The sequence below is a fragment of the Pseudomonas fildesensis genome (assembly GCF_001050345.1).
Taxonomy (GTDB): Bacteria; Pseudomonadota; Gammaproteobacteria; order Pseudomonadales; family Pseudomonadaceae; genus Aquipseudomonas; species Aquipseudomonas fildesensis.
This window is the reverse complement of the sequence record NZ_LFMW01000039.1, coordinates 325,251-341,169: the sequence shown is the minus strand read 5'-3', so window position 1 is coordinate 341,169 and position 15,919 is coordinate 325,251. Positions and strand designations below refer to the sequence as shown.

Annotated in this window: 14 protein-coding genes and 2 pseudogenes; 15 read left to right on the top strand and 1 reads right to left on the bottom strand. The window is 62.7% G+C overall.

The window, feature by feature from the left end; all coding sequences use genetic code 11:
- The 11 genes and pseudogenes from ACR52_RS30015 to ACR52_RS28720 all read left to right on the top strand — a co-directional run.
- The coding region (locus ACR52_RS30015) for a transposase domain-containing protein (protein ID WP_152687716.1) at positions 1–126 on the top strand (126 nt) is incomplete at its 5' end.
- Between the two features lie 305 nt (positions 127–431).
- Positions 432–1,646, top strand: a complete 1,215-nt coding sequence (locus tag ACR52_RS28765; protein WP_048731792.1) for a methyl-accepting chemotaxis protein — start codon at positions 432–434, stop codon at positions 1,644–1,646.
- Positions 1,647–1,655: 9 nt separating this feature from the next.
- Positions 1,656–2,024: a response regulator gene (locus tag ACR52_RS28760; RefSeq protein ID WP_024076566.1), complete on the top strand. Its 369-nt coding sequence runs from the start codon at positions 1,656–1,658 to the stop codon at positions 2,022–2,024.
- A 23-nt stretch (positions 2,025–2,047) separates the two neighbouring features.
- Positions 2,048–2,335 carry an STAS domain-containing protein gene (locus tag ACR52_RS28755; RefSeq protein ID WP_048731790.1) on the top strand — a complete coding sequence of 96 codons (288 nt, stop codon included), beginning with the start codon at positions 2,048–2,050 and terminating at the stop codon, positions 2,333–2,335.
- Positions 2,336–2,376: 41 nt separating this feature from the next.
- Positions 2,377–4,416: a chemotaxis protein CheA gene (locus tag ACR52_RS28750; RefSeq protein WP_048731788.1), complete on the top strand. Its 2,040-nt coding sequence runs from the start codon at positions 2,377–2,379 to the stop codon at positions 4,414–4,416.
- Between the two features lie 29 nt (positions 4,417–4,445).
- On the top strand, positions 4,446–6,104 hold the full coding sequence (locus ACR52_RS28745) for a methyl-accepting chemotaxis protein (protein WP_048731786.1): 1,659 nt from the start codon (positions 4,446–4,448) through the stop codon (positions 6,102–6,104).
- A gap of 36 nt (positions 6,105–6,140) precedes the next feature.
- Complete coding sequence (locus ACR52_RS28740) at positions 6,141–6,680, top strand: chemotaxis protein CheW (RefSeq protein WP_048731784.1); 540 nt, start codon at positions 6,141–6,143, stop codon at positions 6,678–6,680.
- A gap of 9 nt (positions 6,681–6,689) precedes the next feature.
- Positions 6,690–7,499, top strand: a complete 810-nt coding sequence (locus ACR52_RS28735; protein WP_048731781.1) for a CheR family methyltransferase — start codon at positions 6,690–6,692, stop codon at positions 7,497–7,499.
- The gene (gene cheD, locus ACR52_RS28730) at positions 7,496–8,029 is read left to right on the top strand and encodes a chemoreceptor glutamine deamidase CheD (protein ID WP_048731778.1); all 534 of its coding nucleotides are present in this window, start codon (positions 7,496–7,498) and stop codon (positions 8,027–8,029) included. The genes ACR52_RS28735 and cheD overlap by 4 nt, the downstream gene beginning before the upstream one ends.
- Entirely contained in the window at positions 7,992–9,074 is a 1,083-nt protein-coding gene (locus ACR52_RS28725) for a protein-glutamate methylesterase/protein-glutamine glutaminase (RefSeq protein WP_048731776.1), read from the top strand. The genes cheD and ACR52_RS28725 overlap by 38 nt, the downstream gene beginning before the upstream one ends.
- A 260-nt stretch (positions 9,075–9,334) precedes the next feature.
- Positions 9,335–9,544: pseudogene (locus tag ACR52_RS28720) on the top strand (OprD family outer membrane porin); the annotation flags it as partial.
- Positions 9,545–9,565: 21 nt separating this feature from the next.
- On the opposite strand, the gene ACR52_RS28715 reads toward ACR52_RS28720, so the two are convergent.
- The gene (locus ACR52_RS28715; protein ID WP_048731774.1) at positions 9,566–10,054 is read right to left on the bottom strand and encodes a MarR family winged helix-turn-helix transcriptional regulator; all 489 of its coding nucleotides are present in this window, start codon (positions 10,052–10,054) and stop codon (positions 9,566–9,568) included.
- A 213-nt stretch (positions 10,055–10,267) separates the two neighbouring features.
- Between ACR52_RS28715 and ACR52_RS28710 the strand changes: the two genes are divergently transcribed.
- The 4 genes and pseudogenes from ACR52_RS28710 to ACR52_RS28695 all read left to right on the top strand — a co-directional run bounded on the left by ACR52_RS28710 (position 10,268) and on the right by ACR52_RS28695 (position 15,880).
- Positions 10,268–11,098 carry a p-hydroxycinnamoyl CoA hydratase/lyase gene (locus ACR52_RS28710; protein WP_048731771.1) on the top strand — a complete coding sequence of 277 codons (831 nt, stop codon included), beginning with the start codon at positions 10,268–10,270 and terminating at the stop codon, positions 11,096–11,098.
- 108 nt (positions 11,099–11,206) lie between these two features.
- Positions 11,207–12,655, top strand: a complete 1,449-nt coding sequence (locus ACR52_RS28705; protein WP_048731770.1) for an aldehyde dehydrogenase — start codon at positions 11,207–11,209, stop codon at positions 12,653–12,655.
- A 104-nt stretch (positions 12,656–12,759) separates the two neighbouring features.
- A pseudogene (locus tag ACR52_RS28700) lies at positions 12,760–14,642 on the top strand (feruloyl-CoA synthase).
- Positions 14,639–15,880 (top strand): thiolase family protein, encoded by a 1,242-nt coding sequence (locus ACR52_RS28695; protein WP_048731767.1) that lies wholly within the window; start codon positions 14,639–14,641, stop codon positions 15,878–15,880. The pseudogene ACR52_RS28700 and the gene ACR52_RS28695 overlap by 4 nt, the downstream one beginning before the upstream one ends.
- Positions 15,881–15,919: the final 39 nt, after the last annotated feature.

Below are 15,919 nucleotides of genomic sequence, written 5' to 3'. Positions count from 1 at the left end.
AAAGCCAACGGCCAAGAGCCCTATGCGTGGCTGCGCCACGCATTAGAACGGCTGCCAATGGCGACCTCGGTTGAAGATTACGAAGCGCTGTTACCGTGGAACTGCTCGCCGGCATCGCCTAGCTAGGCGCATTACCCATCTTGAAGTCGGTGGGGTTTATGGAGCGCTTACAAACCTCCTGTAACGAACAATCCCTACCTGCTGCGGTGGACAGGTGTTAGCACGGGGGAGTTGCGTTATGCCACACCCGATCAGCGCACTTATTTTTTAGACTCTAGAAAGGTGCATGCTCGGGGGACTCAAACACCCTGGTCGGTAACCTGCTGGTCATAAACCAGACGGAAGGCACGCAGGATGTCTAAAGTTGCTACTCACGGGGCAGATAACCCCTATGTTGTTTATATCCGCAACAACGTTCAAGGACCGAACTCATGACCCAGCGTCAATCCAGCCGCATTCCCCTTCCAGGTCATCCGCGTTTTCGCTGGTTCGCTTTCATCCCGGTCGTCCCCGCCGTTATCTGGATACTCGTACAGTCGACCGCGCCGGACAACCTGGTGGCCTGCGCGGTACTGGTGCTGATCGGCCTCGGTGCCTGCGCCTGGAGCGCGGGTTCGCAGCGTGATGCGGTGTTGCGAGCCATTGCGCAGGCGCAGGCGGATCAGGCCGACTCGGACGCGGCGCGCAACGGCACGGGCTCGCGGGCACAACTCGATGAGGTGTTGCTCGGCGCCATGCCGATCTGGGCCAAGCAGGTGGAAAGCTCGCGCCATCAGACCGAAGAAGCCATTGTGAGCCTGGCCAACCGTTTCACCGGGATCGCCGCACGCCTGCAGGAAACGGTACAAGCCTCGCAGCACGCGGCCGGCGAACTGGATGGGCAAGCCGCTGACGGCGCGCTCGAGGTGCTGGCGCGCAGCGACAGCGAGCTGAGCCAGGTGATCAATTCGCTCAAGGCCACTCAAACCAGCCGTGACCAGACCCTGGCCCAGGTACGCGGCCTCACCGCCTATACCGGCGAACTGCGCACCATGGCCGCCGACGTGGCGGCGATTGCCGCGCAAACCAACCTGCTGGCGCTCAACGCGGCCATCGAGGCGGCGCGTGCCGGTGAAGCCGGTCGCGGCTTCGCGGTAGTGGCCGATGCGGTGCGCAGCCTGTCGAGTAAGTCCAGTGAAACCGGCCAGCAGATGTCGGCCAAGGTCGACATCATCAATAACGCCATTACTCAATTGGTGCAGGCCGCGTCCAGCAGCGCTGACCAGGATAGCCACTCGGTGGCGGCGTCCGAAAACAGTATCCAAGTGGTGCTCGAGCGCTTCCAGAACATCACCGGGCGCCTGGCCGACTCCGCCGACCTGCTCAAGCAGGAAAGCTACGGCATTCGTGATGAGATGACCGAGGTACTGGTCAACCTGCAATTCCAGGACCGGGTCAGCCAGATCCTCAGCCACGTGCGGGACAACATGCACGCCTTGCATGACCACCTCTTGCAGGCCAGCCAGGCCCCTGACCAGGCCGAGGCCATCGACGCCCGGCAGTGGCTGGCGCGCATGGAAGCGACCTATGCCACCGAGGAGCAACGGCGCATCCATCATGGCGAGGCGGCCGTGCAGCAGAATTCTCAAGACATTACCTTCTTTTAGGAGCACATCATGGCGAAGAATGTATTAGTGGTCGACGACTCCAGCAGCGTGCGGCAAGTGGTCGGCATTGCCTTGAAAAGCGCCGGTTACGACGTGATCGAGGCCTGCGACGGCCGGGATGCCCTGGGCAAGCTCACCGGGCAGAAGGTGCACCTGATCATCAGCGACGTGAACATGCCGAACATGGACGGCATCACCTTCGTCAAGGAGGTCAAGAAGCTGGCCAACTACAAGTTCACCCCGATCATCATGCTGACCACCGAGTCCCAGGAATCGAAGAAGGCCGAGGGCCAGGCCGCCGGCGCGAAGGCATGGGTGGTCAAGCCGTTCCAGCCGGCGCAGATGCTGGCAGCGGTCTCAAAACTAATCCTGCCCTGACCCCAGGCGCCAGGGAGGCTCCCATGCCAATCACCAGTGAAATACTCGACGACACCGTCCATGTGCGCATTGAAGGCGAGCTCACGATCTATACCGTAGCCGAGCTGGCGGGTGAGCTGCTGCCGCAGATGGGCGCGGCGCCGCGCTTGGAGCTGGACCTGTCGCAGGTCACGGAAATGGATGGCGCCGGCCTGCAATTGCTCGCGGTCATCCAGCGTGAAGCCGGCATTGCCGGCACCGCCTTGAGCGTGACCGGCCAGAGCCAGGCGGTGACGCAGGCACTCCAACTGTGTCGCGGCGCGGCCTCGTAGTCAGCGCGACCCCCGTTCATTGATCGACAAGGAAAGTCCAGGTGAGTATCAATCTCGATCAGGCACAGCAGACATTCATCGTCGAGGCGCGCGAGCTGTTGCAGGCCATGGAGCAATCCCTACTGCAATTGGAAAGCGAGCCCGGCGACCAGGACGCCATCGGCGCGATTTTCCGCGCCGCGCACACCATCAAGGGTTCGGCGGGTCTTTTCGGTCTGGCGTCGATCGTGGGGTTCACGCATATCGTCGAAGACGTGCTTGACCGCCTGCGCGAAGGCAATGTGGCGGTGGACGCCGCATTGATCGCGCTGCTGCTCAAGTGCGGCGATCACATGCTCGAACTGGTCGAAGTGGTCGCCAACCGCGGTGAGGCGCCGACGCCTGCCGCTCTGGAGCGCGGTGAGGCATTGCGCGAGGCGCTGAGTGCCTATCAGCCGATGCGAACCGCCACTGCCAGCGTCGAAACCGCTGAGGTGGCCGACGACGCGGCGGTCGAAGTGCTCTGGCACATCTCCCTGCGCTTCGGCGTGGACGTGTTCCGTAATGGCATGGATCCGCTGTCGTTTCTGCGCTACCTCGAGACCTTGGGGCAGATGATGCAGGTCACCACACTGACCGACAGCATCCCGCCCATGGACAGCTGGGACCCGGAAAGCTGCTACCTGGGTTTCGAGATCGACCTGCGCTCGACGGCCAGCCACGCCACCCTCAACGAAGTGTTCGATTTCGTGCGTGATGACTGTGAAGTACACATCGTTGCCGTCGACGAAGCGCCCGACAGCCCTGCGGCCATGGGGAGCGAGCTGGTCACGCAGACAGAGCAAGCCCCCATGACGCCCTCGCCGCAGCGCCTGCCGGCAGCCAGCGAGGCGAAAACCCGCGACGGCAATTACGTGCGCGTCAATGCCGACAAGCTCGACGAGTTGATCAACCTGGTCGGCGAGCTGGTGATCGCCAGCGCTGGCGCGAGCCTGCTGACCCGTTCTTGTAACAACGACCCCCTGCAAGAGGCCACGTCGACGGTCTCGGGGCTGGTCGAAGAGATCCTCGATGGTGCCCTGCACTTGCGCATGATCCCCATCGGCGACACGTTCAACCGCTTCCGCCGCGTGGTGCGCGATATCAGCCAGGAATTGGGCAAGGACATCGAACTGATCATCAGCGGCGCGGAAACCGAACTGGACAAGACGGTGGTCGAGAAGATCGGCGACCCGCTGATGCACCTGCTGCGCAACGCCATGGACCACGGTATCGAAAGCGCCGATGCGCGGCGGGCGGCGGGCAAGTCGGCCAAGGGTCATCTGAACCTCAATGCCTACCATGACTCAGGGAGCATCGTTATCGAAATCGCCGACGACGGTGCCGGGCTGAACCGCGAACGCATCCTGGAAAAGGCCCAGGAACGCGGGTTGGTGGCCAGCGGTGCGGTGCTGACCGACCAGGAGATCTACAACCTGATCTTCGAAGCGGGTTTCTCCACCGCCGAGGCGGTGACCAACCTGTCCGGGCGTGGCGTCGGCATGGACGTGGTCAAGCGCAATATCACGCTGCTGCGCGGTACCGTCGACCTGGACAGCCGCCCCGGCCAGGGCACCGTGGTGCGCATTCGCCTGCCGCTGACCCTGGCGATCATCAATGGGTTTCTGGTGGGCATCGACCAATCCACCTACGTGATTCCGTTGGACATGGTCCAGGAATGTATCGAGCTGGATAAACACCAGCGTCAGTCCAGCCGCGACCAGGGCTATCTGGACCTGCGTGGCGAGGTGTTGCCGCTGGTGCACCTGCGCGACCACTTCAGCCACGAAGGCCCCGCCGCCCGGCGTCAGAACGTGGTGGTAGTGCGCTACGCCGAGCACAAGGCCGGGCTGGTGGTGGATGACCTGCTCGGTGAGTTCCAGACCGTGATCAAACCCCTGGGCAAGTTGTTCGGCGCGCTGCGCGGAATTAGCGGCTCGACCATATTGGGCAGCGGCGCGGTTGCCCTGATCCTGGATATACCGGCACTGCTCAACCAAATCGTACAACTGGAAGCCCGCACGACTCAGGCGCCTCCCTCGCCACCGGTCGTTGCTCGCTGAAGTATTTGCAATTCCATGGAGGTTCCCCGATGAAATGGTTCTACGATCTTAAAATTTCCACCAAGTTGATCTGCTCATTCCTGGTGGTCCTGGCGCTCACAGCGGCCATGGGCGGCTTCGCCATCCTCCAGCTCGGAGCCGTCAACCACGCAGCCCAGGACATCAAGGGCAACTGGATGCCGTCCATGCGCGCAGCGGCAGGCATGCGTTTTTTTGCTGCCAACTATCGCTTGAAAGAAAACCGCCACATCGGTACCGAGGTTGCCGAGGAAAAGGCCCAGGCCGAGCGTGAAGCCGCCGACGCGCGCCAACAGTTCGAAACCCGCATGGGCACCTACGAACAATTGCTGTCGAACGATGAAGATCGGCAGCTCCTGGCCAGCGTGAAAAGCGCTTGGGACGCCTACCTGGTAGCCAGCAAGCAGTTGCTCGAGTTTTCCCGGCAGAACCAGGAAGCCCAGGCGCGCGGTTTGCTCAGGGGGGAGTCCAAGGTGCATTTCGACGAAGTGACCAACCGCCTGCAGAAAATGGTCGAGCTCAATGACGCCGGCGCGAGTGCCACCGGCGACAAGGGCTCGGCGCTGTACGAAAATGCACGCGTGTCGATCATCGCGGTGCTGGTCGCGGCTCTGTTGATCGGCCTGGGTCTGGCGGTATTCATCGCGCGGATCATTTCCCGCCCGTTGCGCCAGGCCGCCAGCGCCGCCGAGCAATTGGCCGAAGGCAACCTTAACGCCCACATCGAGCCCGGTGGGAAAGACGAAACCGGCATGGTGCTCAACGCCATGCGCAACATGGTCGGCAAGCTGGCACATATCATCGGCGAAGTGCGCAACGCCGCCGATAACCTGGCCAGCGCCTCCGAGCAAGTCAGCGCCACCGCGCAATCGATGAGCCAGGCCACCAGTGAACAGGCCGCCAGCGTCGAGGAAACCAGTGCATCGGTCGAGCAGATGAGCGCCAGCATCAACCAGAACACCGAAAACGCCAAGGTCACCGATGGCATGGCCAGCAAGGCCGCCAAGGAAGCCACCGAGGGAGGCGAGTCGGTACAGCAGACCGTGGTGGCGATGAAGAAAATCGCCCAGCGCATCAGCATCATCGATGACATCGCCTACCAGACCAACTTGCTCGCCCTCAATGCCGCCATCGAGGCCGCTCGGGCCGGCGAGCATGGCAAGGGTTTCGCAGTGGTGGCGGCCGAAGTGCGCAAGCTGGCCGAACGCAGCCAGGTCGCCGCGCAGGAAATCGGTGAACTGTCCTCCAGCAGCGTGGACATGGCCGAGAAAGCGGGCAAGTTGCTCGACGAAATGGTGCCCTCCATCAACAAGACCTCCGACCTTGTGCAGGAAATCAGCGCCGCGTCCGAGGAACAGGCCGCAGGTGTCGCGCAGATCAACACGGCGATGACCCAGCTCAACCAAGTGACCCAGCAAAATGCCTCGAGCAGCGAGGAACTGGCGGCCACGGCCGAAGAAATGAGCAGCCAGGCCGAGCAACTGCAACAGGCCATGAGTTTCTTCGTGCTGGATTCAACGCCCAAGGCCGCCGTTCAAAACAGCAGCGTGGACAGCCCCGGCAGCAAGCCAAACCGGCAGCCGCCACGCCCGAAACCACAGGCACCGCGCAAGGCGTTCGCCTACAGCATGGCCAGCGCCCCGGACGAATCGGAATTCACCCGCTTCTGATCGCACGATCAATACGGGCCTACTAGGGAGAGTGACATGGGCGCAGTGATGACGACTCGGCATACCGCGGTTGCGGTAGATGAGGATGCGCAGTACCTGACCTTCATGCTCGCCGGTGAAATGTTCGCCATCGGCATTATGGGGATCAAGGAAATTATCGAATACGGCAGCCTGACCGTGGTGCCGATGATGCCCGCCTTCGTGCGCGGGGTGATCAACCTGCGCGGTGCGGTGGTGCCGGTGGTCGACCTGTCGGCGCGCTTTGGCCGGGCCAACTCGGCGATCACCCGGCGCTCCTGCGTGATCATCATCGAGGCGAGTACCGAAGATGGCCAGCCCCAGGACATCGGGCTGCTGGTCGATACGGTTTCTGCCGTGCAGGAAATCCCGGCCGCGCAGATCGAGCCGCCGCCCAACTTCGGCGCGCGGATTCGCGCCGATTTCATCAGCGGCATGGCCAAGGTCGATGGCAAGTTCGTGATTGTGCTGGAGGTGGACAAGGTGCTGTCCATCGATGAGATGTCCAGCCTCGCCGAGGGCGGCCAGGTGGCGGCCCTCGACCTCGACCCGCGTTGAGGCCCGATCATGCTAGACAACGCCTCCATTGATGATCGTGAATTCGGTCAGTTCCAGTCCTGGCTGTACCGTGCGGCAGGCATCAACCTGTCGCCGGCCAAGAAAGCCCTGGTGGCCGGGCGCCTGTTCAAGCGCCTCAAGCACTATGAACTGCAGAGCTATGGTGAGTATTTCAAGCTGATCATGAATGACCAGCGCAAGGGCGAATTGCAGGTTGCCCTGGATTTGCTGACCACCAACGAAACCTATTTTTTCCGCGAACCCAAGCACTTCGACTTCCTGCGTCAGCAGGTGCTGCCCCAGGCCGCGCCGGGTAAGGTGTTTCGCGTGTGGAGCGCGGCCAGCTCCTCGGGCGAAGAGCCCTACAGCCTGGCGATGACCCTGGCCGAAAGCCTCGGCACTACGCCCTGGGAAGTGGTCGGCTCGGACATCAGCACCCAAGTGCTGGCCAGGGCGCGCACTGGCCATTACTCCATGGAGCGCGCCGGGACATTGCCCCAGCCGCTGCTGACCAAGTATTGCCTCAAGGGTATTGGTCGCGAGGAGGGCACCTTCCTGATCGACAAATCCTTGCGTAACCGCGTCAATTTTGTCCAGGTCAACCTCAACGAAGCGCTGCCCGCCCTTGGGGAGTTCGAGGTGATCTTCCTGCGCAACGTGATGATTTATTTCGACCAGCAGACCAAGATCCAGGTGGTCGCGCGCCTGCTGCCGCTGCTCAAACCCGGCGGTTACTTGATCATCAGTCACTCGGAGAGCCTGCACGGTGTCAATGACACCTTGAAGCTGGTGGCGCCGTCGATTTACCGCAAGCCATGAAAAAGCCTGTCGGCGCGGCCGAAGTGGTGTTGGCACCTGGCCAGGTCAGCTTTGCGACAGGGCCGACGCGCCTGCGCACCTTGCTCGGTTCCTGCGTGGCGATCACTTTTTGGCACCCGCAACGACTGATCGGCGGCATGTGTCACTTCATGCTTCCGAGGCGCTTGCACAGCCAACAGCCCCTGGACGGCAGATATGCCGATGAGGCCCTGGAACTGCTGCTGCGCCACGCCCACGTCAATGGCACGCATGCACGGGATTACCACGTCAAATTGTTCGGCGGCGGCAAGATGTTTCCTGAGCTGCAGCGCCACAAGCCGACGCAGGACGTGGCCAGCCTGAATATTCGCGCGGCGCTGGACCTGGCCGAGCGCTATCACCTGCACCTGACTGCTCAAGACATGGGCAGTACCGGTTACCGCACGATCATGTTCGACCTGTGGAACGGCAACGTCTGGGTTCGGCACCAACCAATGGGAATACTTCAACAAGATGCCTACCAAAAAAATCAGTGTGCTGCTGGTCGATGATTCGGCCGTCGTGCGTCAGGTGCTGCTGGCGATTCTCAGTGATACGCCGGATATTCACGTTATGGGCGCCGCCTCCGACCCGATTTTCGCCATGGACAAACTCGCCCGGGAATGGCCGGATGTGATTGTGCTGGACGTGGAGATGCCGCGCATGGACGGCATCACCTTTCTCAAGAAAATCATGAGCGAGCGGCCGACGCCGGTGGTGATCTGTTCCTCGCTGACCCAGAAAGGCGCGGAAACCTCGCTGCAGGCGCTGTCGGCGGGCGCTGTGGAAATCATCACCAAACCCACGACCGGGTTGAAGAGTTTCCTGATCGAATCGGCGGCCGAGCTGGTGGCAGCGATCCGCGCCGCGGCGAACTCCAACGTCAGGAACCTGGGGCAGCGCAGCGCCCGCCCGGCGCCATCACTGGCCCCGGCCAGCAAGCTTAGCGCGGATGCGATCCTGCCCGCCGCCAATGGCCATGCCATGGCACAGACCACTGAACGCATCGTCGCCATCGGCACCTCCACCGGCGGTACCCAGGCGCTGGAGGCGGTGCTGACGGCACTGCCGAGGGTGTGCCCGGGCATGGTGATCGTGCAGCACATGCCAGAGAAATTCACCGCGTCCTTTGCCGAACGCCTCAACAGCGTCTGCGAAATCGAGGTGCGCGAAGCGCGCAACAACGACCGCATCCTGCCCGGCCTGGCCCTGATCGCGCCTGGCGGCAAGCACCTGATGGTCACCCGCAGTGGCGCCTATTATCACGCCCAGGTGATCGACGGGCCGCTGGTCAACCGGCATCGGCCGTCAGTGGATGTACTGTTTCGCTCGGTGGCCAAGTTCGCCGGCAGGAATGCCACCGGCATCATCATGACCGGCATGGGCGACGACGGCGCGCGCGGGCTCAAGGAGATGCTCGAGGCCGGAGCCGCCACGGTGGCCCAGGACGAGGCCAGTTGCGTGGTGTTCGGCATGCCCAAGGAGGCCATCAAGCTCAACGCCGCCCAGCGCATCATGGCGCTGGAGGATATTCATCAGGCGATTTTGTATAAGTGAACTTAAGCGCCTGAATTGGCTGGCGACACCCGGCCAACCTGGTCTCCAAGGTGTTAGTCAGCAGCAAGCCTGCCCTCATCGTGCCCCACCAGTTGCCGGTCATACCCGTTCCAATTCAGACTGAAAAGTCGCGCAGGCCCTACGTGTCCGACATCCAACGCCAGCGCTGCGAAATGTTAGCCACTGATGAGGCTTCGAGTAATTTACCGCTGCAGGCCTTCGCCAGACGGGCAGGAAAATCCCGTGATCAGGTCAATCGCAATATCGAGTTGGCGGCTTTCAATGCCGATGACCGCAAGGAGCGCGAGTTCCAGCTGGAACTGGGTTACGTGATCCAGAGCGGCCCCCTGAAGAACGTCGGGCTGATGGCGCGCAAATCGATCTACCGCAATGACTTCCCTGGCGGTGCGGCGTTTCGCGATGAAAACCAGACCCGTTTCCTGGTGCTCTACACCGTGGCGCTCTGGTAAGCGCCACGCAATGGGCGCGGATCAGTCCTGATACACCTTCTTCAGCAAGCGCAGCAGCTCCTCACGTTCCTGGCTATCCAGAGCTGCTGTGGCGTCGAGGTCGCTCTGGGCGGCGATCTCCTTGAGCTCTTTGAGCAGGGTTTCGCCGGTTTTGCTGAGGAAAATCCCATAGGAGCGTTTGTCCGGCTTACAGCGCACCCGCACCGCGAGGGCGCGGCTTTCCAGCTTGTTCAGCAAGGGCACCACTTGGGGCGGCTCAATGGCCAGGGCGCGCGCCAGATCGGCCTGCATCAGGCCGGGACTCTGGTCGATGATCGCCAGGGCCGAGAACTGAGCGGGGCGCAGATCGTGGTCCGACAACCGGCCGATCAGATTCTGGAACAGCTTGAGCTGGGCGCGACGCATGGCGTAGCCGATCAGCTCGTCAAGAGCCGAATCCAGCGGCGGCCGCACCTCGGTGTTGTGGGGCCGGGCCTGGCTGGCGTCAGCGATGTTGGAAGGCTTGGCCATTAACAGTGCAATCCTCAAAAGGTGGAGGTTAAGAAGGCTATCTAGTTTGCCGGGGTTGGCAAGCATTGGCTATGCCGGGTTTTCGCAACGCCGGAACATTGCAGGTTTACGTTAGGGAAATATTGGTTATTGAAATTAATAGTTAATTGAAATAACTATATTTGCGGTTTAATTTCGAATCATCTTCACGTCAAGAACAAGAGAGCAACCACCATGAGCAATTACGAAGGCCGCTGGACCACCGTCAAGGTAGAGATCGAGGAAGGCATTGCCTGGGTCATTCTCAATCGTCCGGAAAAACGTAACGCAATGAGCCCGACCCTGAACCGGGAAATGATCGACGTACTGGAAACCCTCGAGCAGGATCCGGCCGCCGGGGTACTGGTGCTGACGGGTGCGGGTGAGGCATGGACCGCCGGCATGGACCTCAAGGAATACTTTCGCGAAGTGGATGCCGGCCCTGAAATTCTCCAGGAAAAAATCCGTCGCGAAGCCTCGCAATGGCAATGGAAACTGTTGCGCATGTACACCAAGCCCACCATCGCCATGGTCAATGGCTGGTGCTTCGGCGGTGGCTTCAGCCCGCTGGTGGCGTGTGACCTGGCGATCTGCGCCGACGAAGCGACCTTCGGCCTCTCGGAAATCAACTGGGGCATCCCGCCTGGCAACCTGGTGAGCAAGGCGATGGCTGATACCGTCGGCCATCGCCAGTCGCTTTACTACATCATGACCGGCAAGACTTTTGGCGGGCAAAAAGCCGCTGAAATGGGCCTGGTCAACGAGAGCGTACCCCTGGCACAGCTGCGTGAAGTCACCGTCGAACTGGCGCGCAACCTGCTGGAGAAAAACCCGGTGGTGCTGCGTGCGGCCAAGCATGGCTTCAAGCGCTGCCGCGAACTGACCTGGGAGCAGAACGAGGATTACCTCTACGCCAAGCTCGATCAGTCGCGCCTGCTCGACACCGAAGGCGGTCGCGAGCAGGGCATGAAGCAGTTCCTCGACGACAAGAGCATCAAACCCGGCCTTCAGGCTTACAAACGCTGAAGCACGCAGGCGAATAGCGGGCGCATCCCGCTGTTCGCTGCCGCCTGCCGGCGCTACTGTTACACCGCTCCACTGCATTCCCGATAAAGACAATAAAGAGGAATCACCATGCTGGACGTGCCCCTGTTGATCGGCGGCCAGTCGTGCCCCGCCCGCGACGGTCGAACCTTCGAACGCCGCAACCCGGTGACCGGTGAAGTGGTCTCGCGGGTTGCCGCCGCAACCCTGGAAGATGCCGACGCCGCCGTAGCGGCAGCCCAGGCTGCATTCCCTGGCTGGGCCGCGCTGGCGCCCAATGAGCGCCGCACCCGTTTGCTCAATGCGGCAGAGCAATTGCAGGCGCGAAGCGCCGAATTCATCGCCGCCGCCGGCGAGACCGGCGCCATGGCCAACTGGTATGGCTTCAACGTTCGCCTGGCGGCCAACATCCTGCGCGAAGCGGCGTCGATGACCACCCAGATCACGGGCGACGTTATTCCCTCCGATGTGCCTGGCAGTTTCGCCATGGCCCTGCGTCAGCCCTGCGGCGTGGTGCTGGGCATCGCGCCGTGGAATGCCCCGGTCATCCTCGCCACTCGCGCCATCGCCATGCCGTTGGCCTGCGGTAATACCGTGGTGCTCAAGGCCTCGGAGTTAAGCCCCGCGGTGCACCGTCTGATTGGCCAGGTACTCCAGGATGCGGGCCTTGGCGATGGGGTGGTCAACGTCATCAGCAACGCCCCGGCGGATGCCGCTGCCATCGTTGAACGGCTGATTGCCAACCCGGCGGTGCGCCGCGTCAACTTTACCGGCTCGACCCATGTCGGGCGTATTGTCGGCGAACTCTCGGCGCGGCACCTCAAGCCTGCCTTGCTGGAACTCGGCGGCAAGGCGCCGTTGCTGGTACTCGACGACGCCGACCTGGATGCCGCTGTGGCGGCGGCGGCCTTTGGTGCTTACTTCAACCAGGGGCAAATCTGCATGTCCACCGAACGCCTGATCGTCGACGCCAAGGTTGCCGATGTGTTTATCGCCAAGCTGGCGGCCAAGGTCGCGACCCTGCGCGCGGGTGATCCCGCTGCGGTGGATTCGGTCTTGGGATCTCTGGTGGACGCCAGTGCCGGTACGCGCATCAAGGCCCTGATCGACGATGCCCTGGACAAGGGTGCGCGGTTGGTAGTGGGCGGCCAACTGGGCGGCAGCATCCTGCAGCCGACCCTGATCGATGGCGTCACCGAGAGCATGCGCCTGTACCGCGAAGAGTCCTTCGGGCCGGTGGCGGTGTTGCTGCGCGGTGACGGTGATGAAGCACTGCTGCGCCTGGCCAACGACTCGGAGTTTGGCCTGTCGGCGGCGATCTTCAGTCGCGACACAGGGCGTGCACTGGCACTGGCACAGCGGGTGGAGTCGGGCATTTGCCATATCAACGGCCCGACCGTGCATGACGAGGCGCAGATGCCTTTTGGCGGAGTCAAGTCCAGTGGCTACGGCAGCTTTGGCGGCAAGGCTTCCATTGAGCACTTCACGCAATTGCGCTGGGTGACCTTGCAGAACGGGCCACGGCATTACCCAATCTGAACCGGCGTCGCCGCTTCGAGTTGGCCGTACATAACAATAACAAGGCGGCAGCCACGAGCTGCCCCCGGGGCGCCTTTCGGCGTGCCTTGATAGAGGACATCCCTGTGAGTTCCGAATTCAGACCGCAACCTCAGCCTGAGCAGTACACGCCGCGATACCGCGAGGTGTCCATCGGCCATGCGCCGGTGCAGGTCACTGAAGAACTGGGCGTGCTGCATATGCGTTCGCTGGAGCCACTGGCCGAGTTGCCGGCGCGCTTGCTCGATCGTCTGGTGCATTGGGCCCAGGTGCGGCCCGATCAGACGTTTATTGCCGCGCGCGAGGCCGACGGTGACTGGCGCCGTGTCAGCTATGGGCAGATGCTCGAGAGTGTGCGGGCGATTGCCCAGAGCCTGCTGAGTTATGGGCTCTCTGCACACAAGCCGCTGGCGCTGCTGTCGGGCAATGACATCGAGCATTTGCAGGTGGCCCTCGGCGCGATGTACGCCGGCATTCCTTACTGCCCGGTGTCGCCGGCGTATTCGTTGTTGTCCCAGGACTTTGCCAAGCTGCGGCATGTGTGCGACCTGCTGCAACCGGGGTTGGTGTTCGTCAGCGACGCAGCAGCGTACCAGCGTGCCATCGACGCCGTATTGCCGGCCGAAACACCGCTGATTACTGTGCGCGGCCAAGTCCCGGGACGCAGTCAGGCGAGCTTTGCCAGCCTGCTGCAAACGCCGGGTGGTGCTGAGGCCGAGCAAGCGTTTAACGCCACGGGCCCTGACAGCATCGCCAAGTTTCTCTTTACCTCGGGCTCGACCAAGTTGCCCAAGGCGGTGATCACTACCCAGCGCATGCTGTGCGCCAACCAGCAAATGCTGTTGCAGACGTTTCCGGTGTTCGGTGAAGAACCACCCGTGCTGGTGGACTGGCTGCCGTGGAACCACACCTTTGGCGGCAGCCACAACGTCGGCATCGTGCTCTACAACGGCGGCACCTTTTACCTCGACGATGGCAAGCCCACGGCCCAAGGCTTTGCTCAAACCTTGCGCAACCTCAAGGAAGTTTCCCCTACGGCTTACCTGACGGTGCCCAAGGGCTGGGAAGAACTGGTGAACGCCCTGGAGCAGGACGCCGAGCTACGCGAGTGCTTTTTCGCCCGCATGAAGCTGTTCTTCTTCGCCGCTGCCGGCCTGTCCCAAAGTATTTGGGATCGCCTCGACCGCGTGGCCGAGCAGCACTGCGGCGAACGCATCCGCATGATGGCCGGGCTCGGTATGACCGAAGCCGCGCCGTCCTGCACCTTCACCACAGGGCCGTTGTCCATGGCCGGTTATATCGGTTTGCCTGCTCCAGGCTGTGAGGTGCGCCTGGTGCCGGTGGACGGCAAGTTCGAAGGGCGCTTTCGCGGCCCGCACATCATGCCGGGTTACTGGCGGGCACCGCAGCAAACCGCCGAAGTGTTCGACGAACAGGGCTTCTACTGTTCGGGGACGCGATCAAGCTCGCCGACCCGCATCAGCCACAACTGGGCCTGATGTTCGACGGGCGAATTGCCGAAGACTTCAAGCTGTCCTCCGGGGTGTTTGTCAGCGTCGGTCCGTTGCGCAATCGAGCGGTGCTTGAAGGCTCGCCCTATGTTCAGGACCTTGTGATTACTGCGCCGGACCGCGAGTGCCTGGGCGCGCTCGTGTTCCCTAGGCTCTACGAATGCCGCCGGCTGGCGGGCTTGAATAGCGAGGCCAGCGACGCCGACGTGTTGGCCAGCGCGCCGGTGCGCGAATGGTTCGGCAACTGGTTGCAACGGCTCAATCGAGAGGCCACCGGTAATGCCAGTCGCCTGGAATGGATTGCCTTGCTCGACGAAGCAGCGTCCATCGACCGTGGGGAAATTACGGATAAAGGTTCGATCAACCAGCGCGCCGTACTGCAATGGCGCGCGGCCAAGGTCGAGGCGCTGTATCGCGGTGAAGACACCACGATCCTGCGTGCCGGGCCCAAGCCTTGAGCAGCGCCGGGCAGTATTCGGCGTTTGCCGATGTGGCGATTTTCGACGCTGTACGCACCCCCTGGGTCGACATCGGCGGCGCGCTGGCCCAGGTGTCACCTATCGACCTTGGGATCAAGGTCGGACGCGAAGTACTGGCCCGGGCGGGTGTCGATCCCATGGCGGTGGACAGCGTACTGGCCGGCTCCATGGCCCAGGCCAGCTTCGATGCCTACTTGCTGCCACGGCATATCGGGTTGTACAGCGGTGTGGCGCAATCGGTCCCGGCGCTGGGGGTGCAGCGCATCTGCGCCACCGGTTTCGAGCTGTTGCGCCAGGCCGCTGAACAACTGCGTGACGACGTGCAACTGGCGCTGTGCGTGGCGAGTGAATCGATGTCGCGCAACCCCATTGCGGCGTACACCCACAGGGGCGGGTTTCGTCTCGGCGGCGAAGTGCAGTTCAAGGATTTTCTGTGGGAAGCGCTGTACGACCCGGCTCCGGGCCTGGACATGATTGCCACCGCGGACAACCTGGCGCGGCGTTATGGCCTGAGTCGCGAGGCGGTGGACCGCTATGCCTGCGACAGCCATCTGCGAGCGTTGCAGGCACAGCGTGCCGGGGCCTGGGGCGAAGAGATCGTGGCTGTCGATAACCAAGTGTTTGAGCTTGAGGGGTACCAGCCGAGAGGCATCGCCCTGGCGCGCCGGGCCGGTGCCGTCACCGAGGATAGCCACCCGCGGCCCACGGACCTTGCGGCCCTGGCACGCTTGCGCGCGGTGCATGCCGATGGTGTGCAAACCGCCGGCAACAGTTGTGCTGTGGTTGATGGTGCAGCGGCAGCTCTGGTGGGGCGCGCCTCGGCCTGCACGCGTCCGGCCCTGGCCCGTTTGCTGGCCAGCGCGGTGGTCGGCGTCGCACCGGAGTTTATGGGCATCGGCCCTGCACCGGCGATCCGCCTGCTGCTGCGACGCAGCGGGTTGAGCCTGGGCGACATTGGCCGTTTCGAGATCAACGAAGCCCAGGCCGCCCAGGTGCTGGCGGTGGCTCAGGAGCTGGAGCTGGACAGCGCCCGGCTCAACGTCCAGGGAGGCTCCCTCGCGCTCGGGCATCCGTTGGCTGCCACCGGCCTGCGCCTGGTCATGACCCTGGCCCGACAATTACGCCAGCACAACCTGCGCTACGGGATTGCCGCTGCGTGTGTGGGCGGCGGGCAGGGCATGGCGTTGTTGATCGAGAACCCGGCGTATCGCGCCTGAGGTTTCAGCTGTCCGCCCGGTGTGGCGGGCGACTTTTTC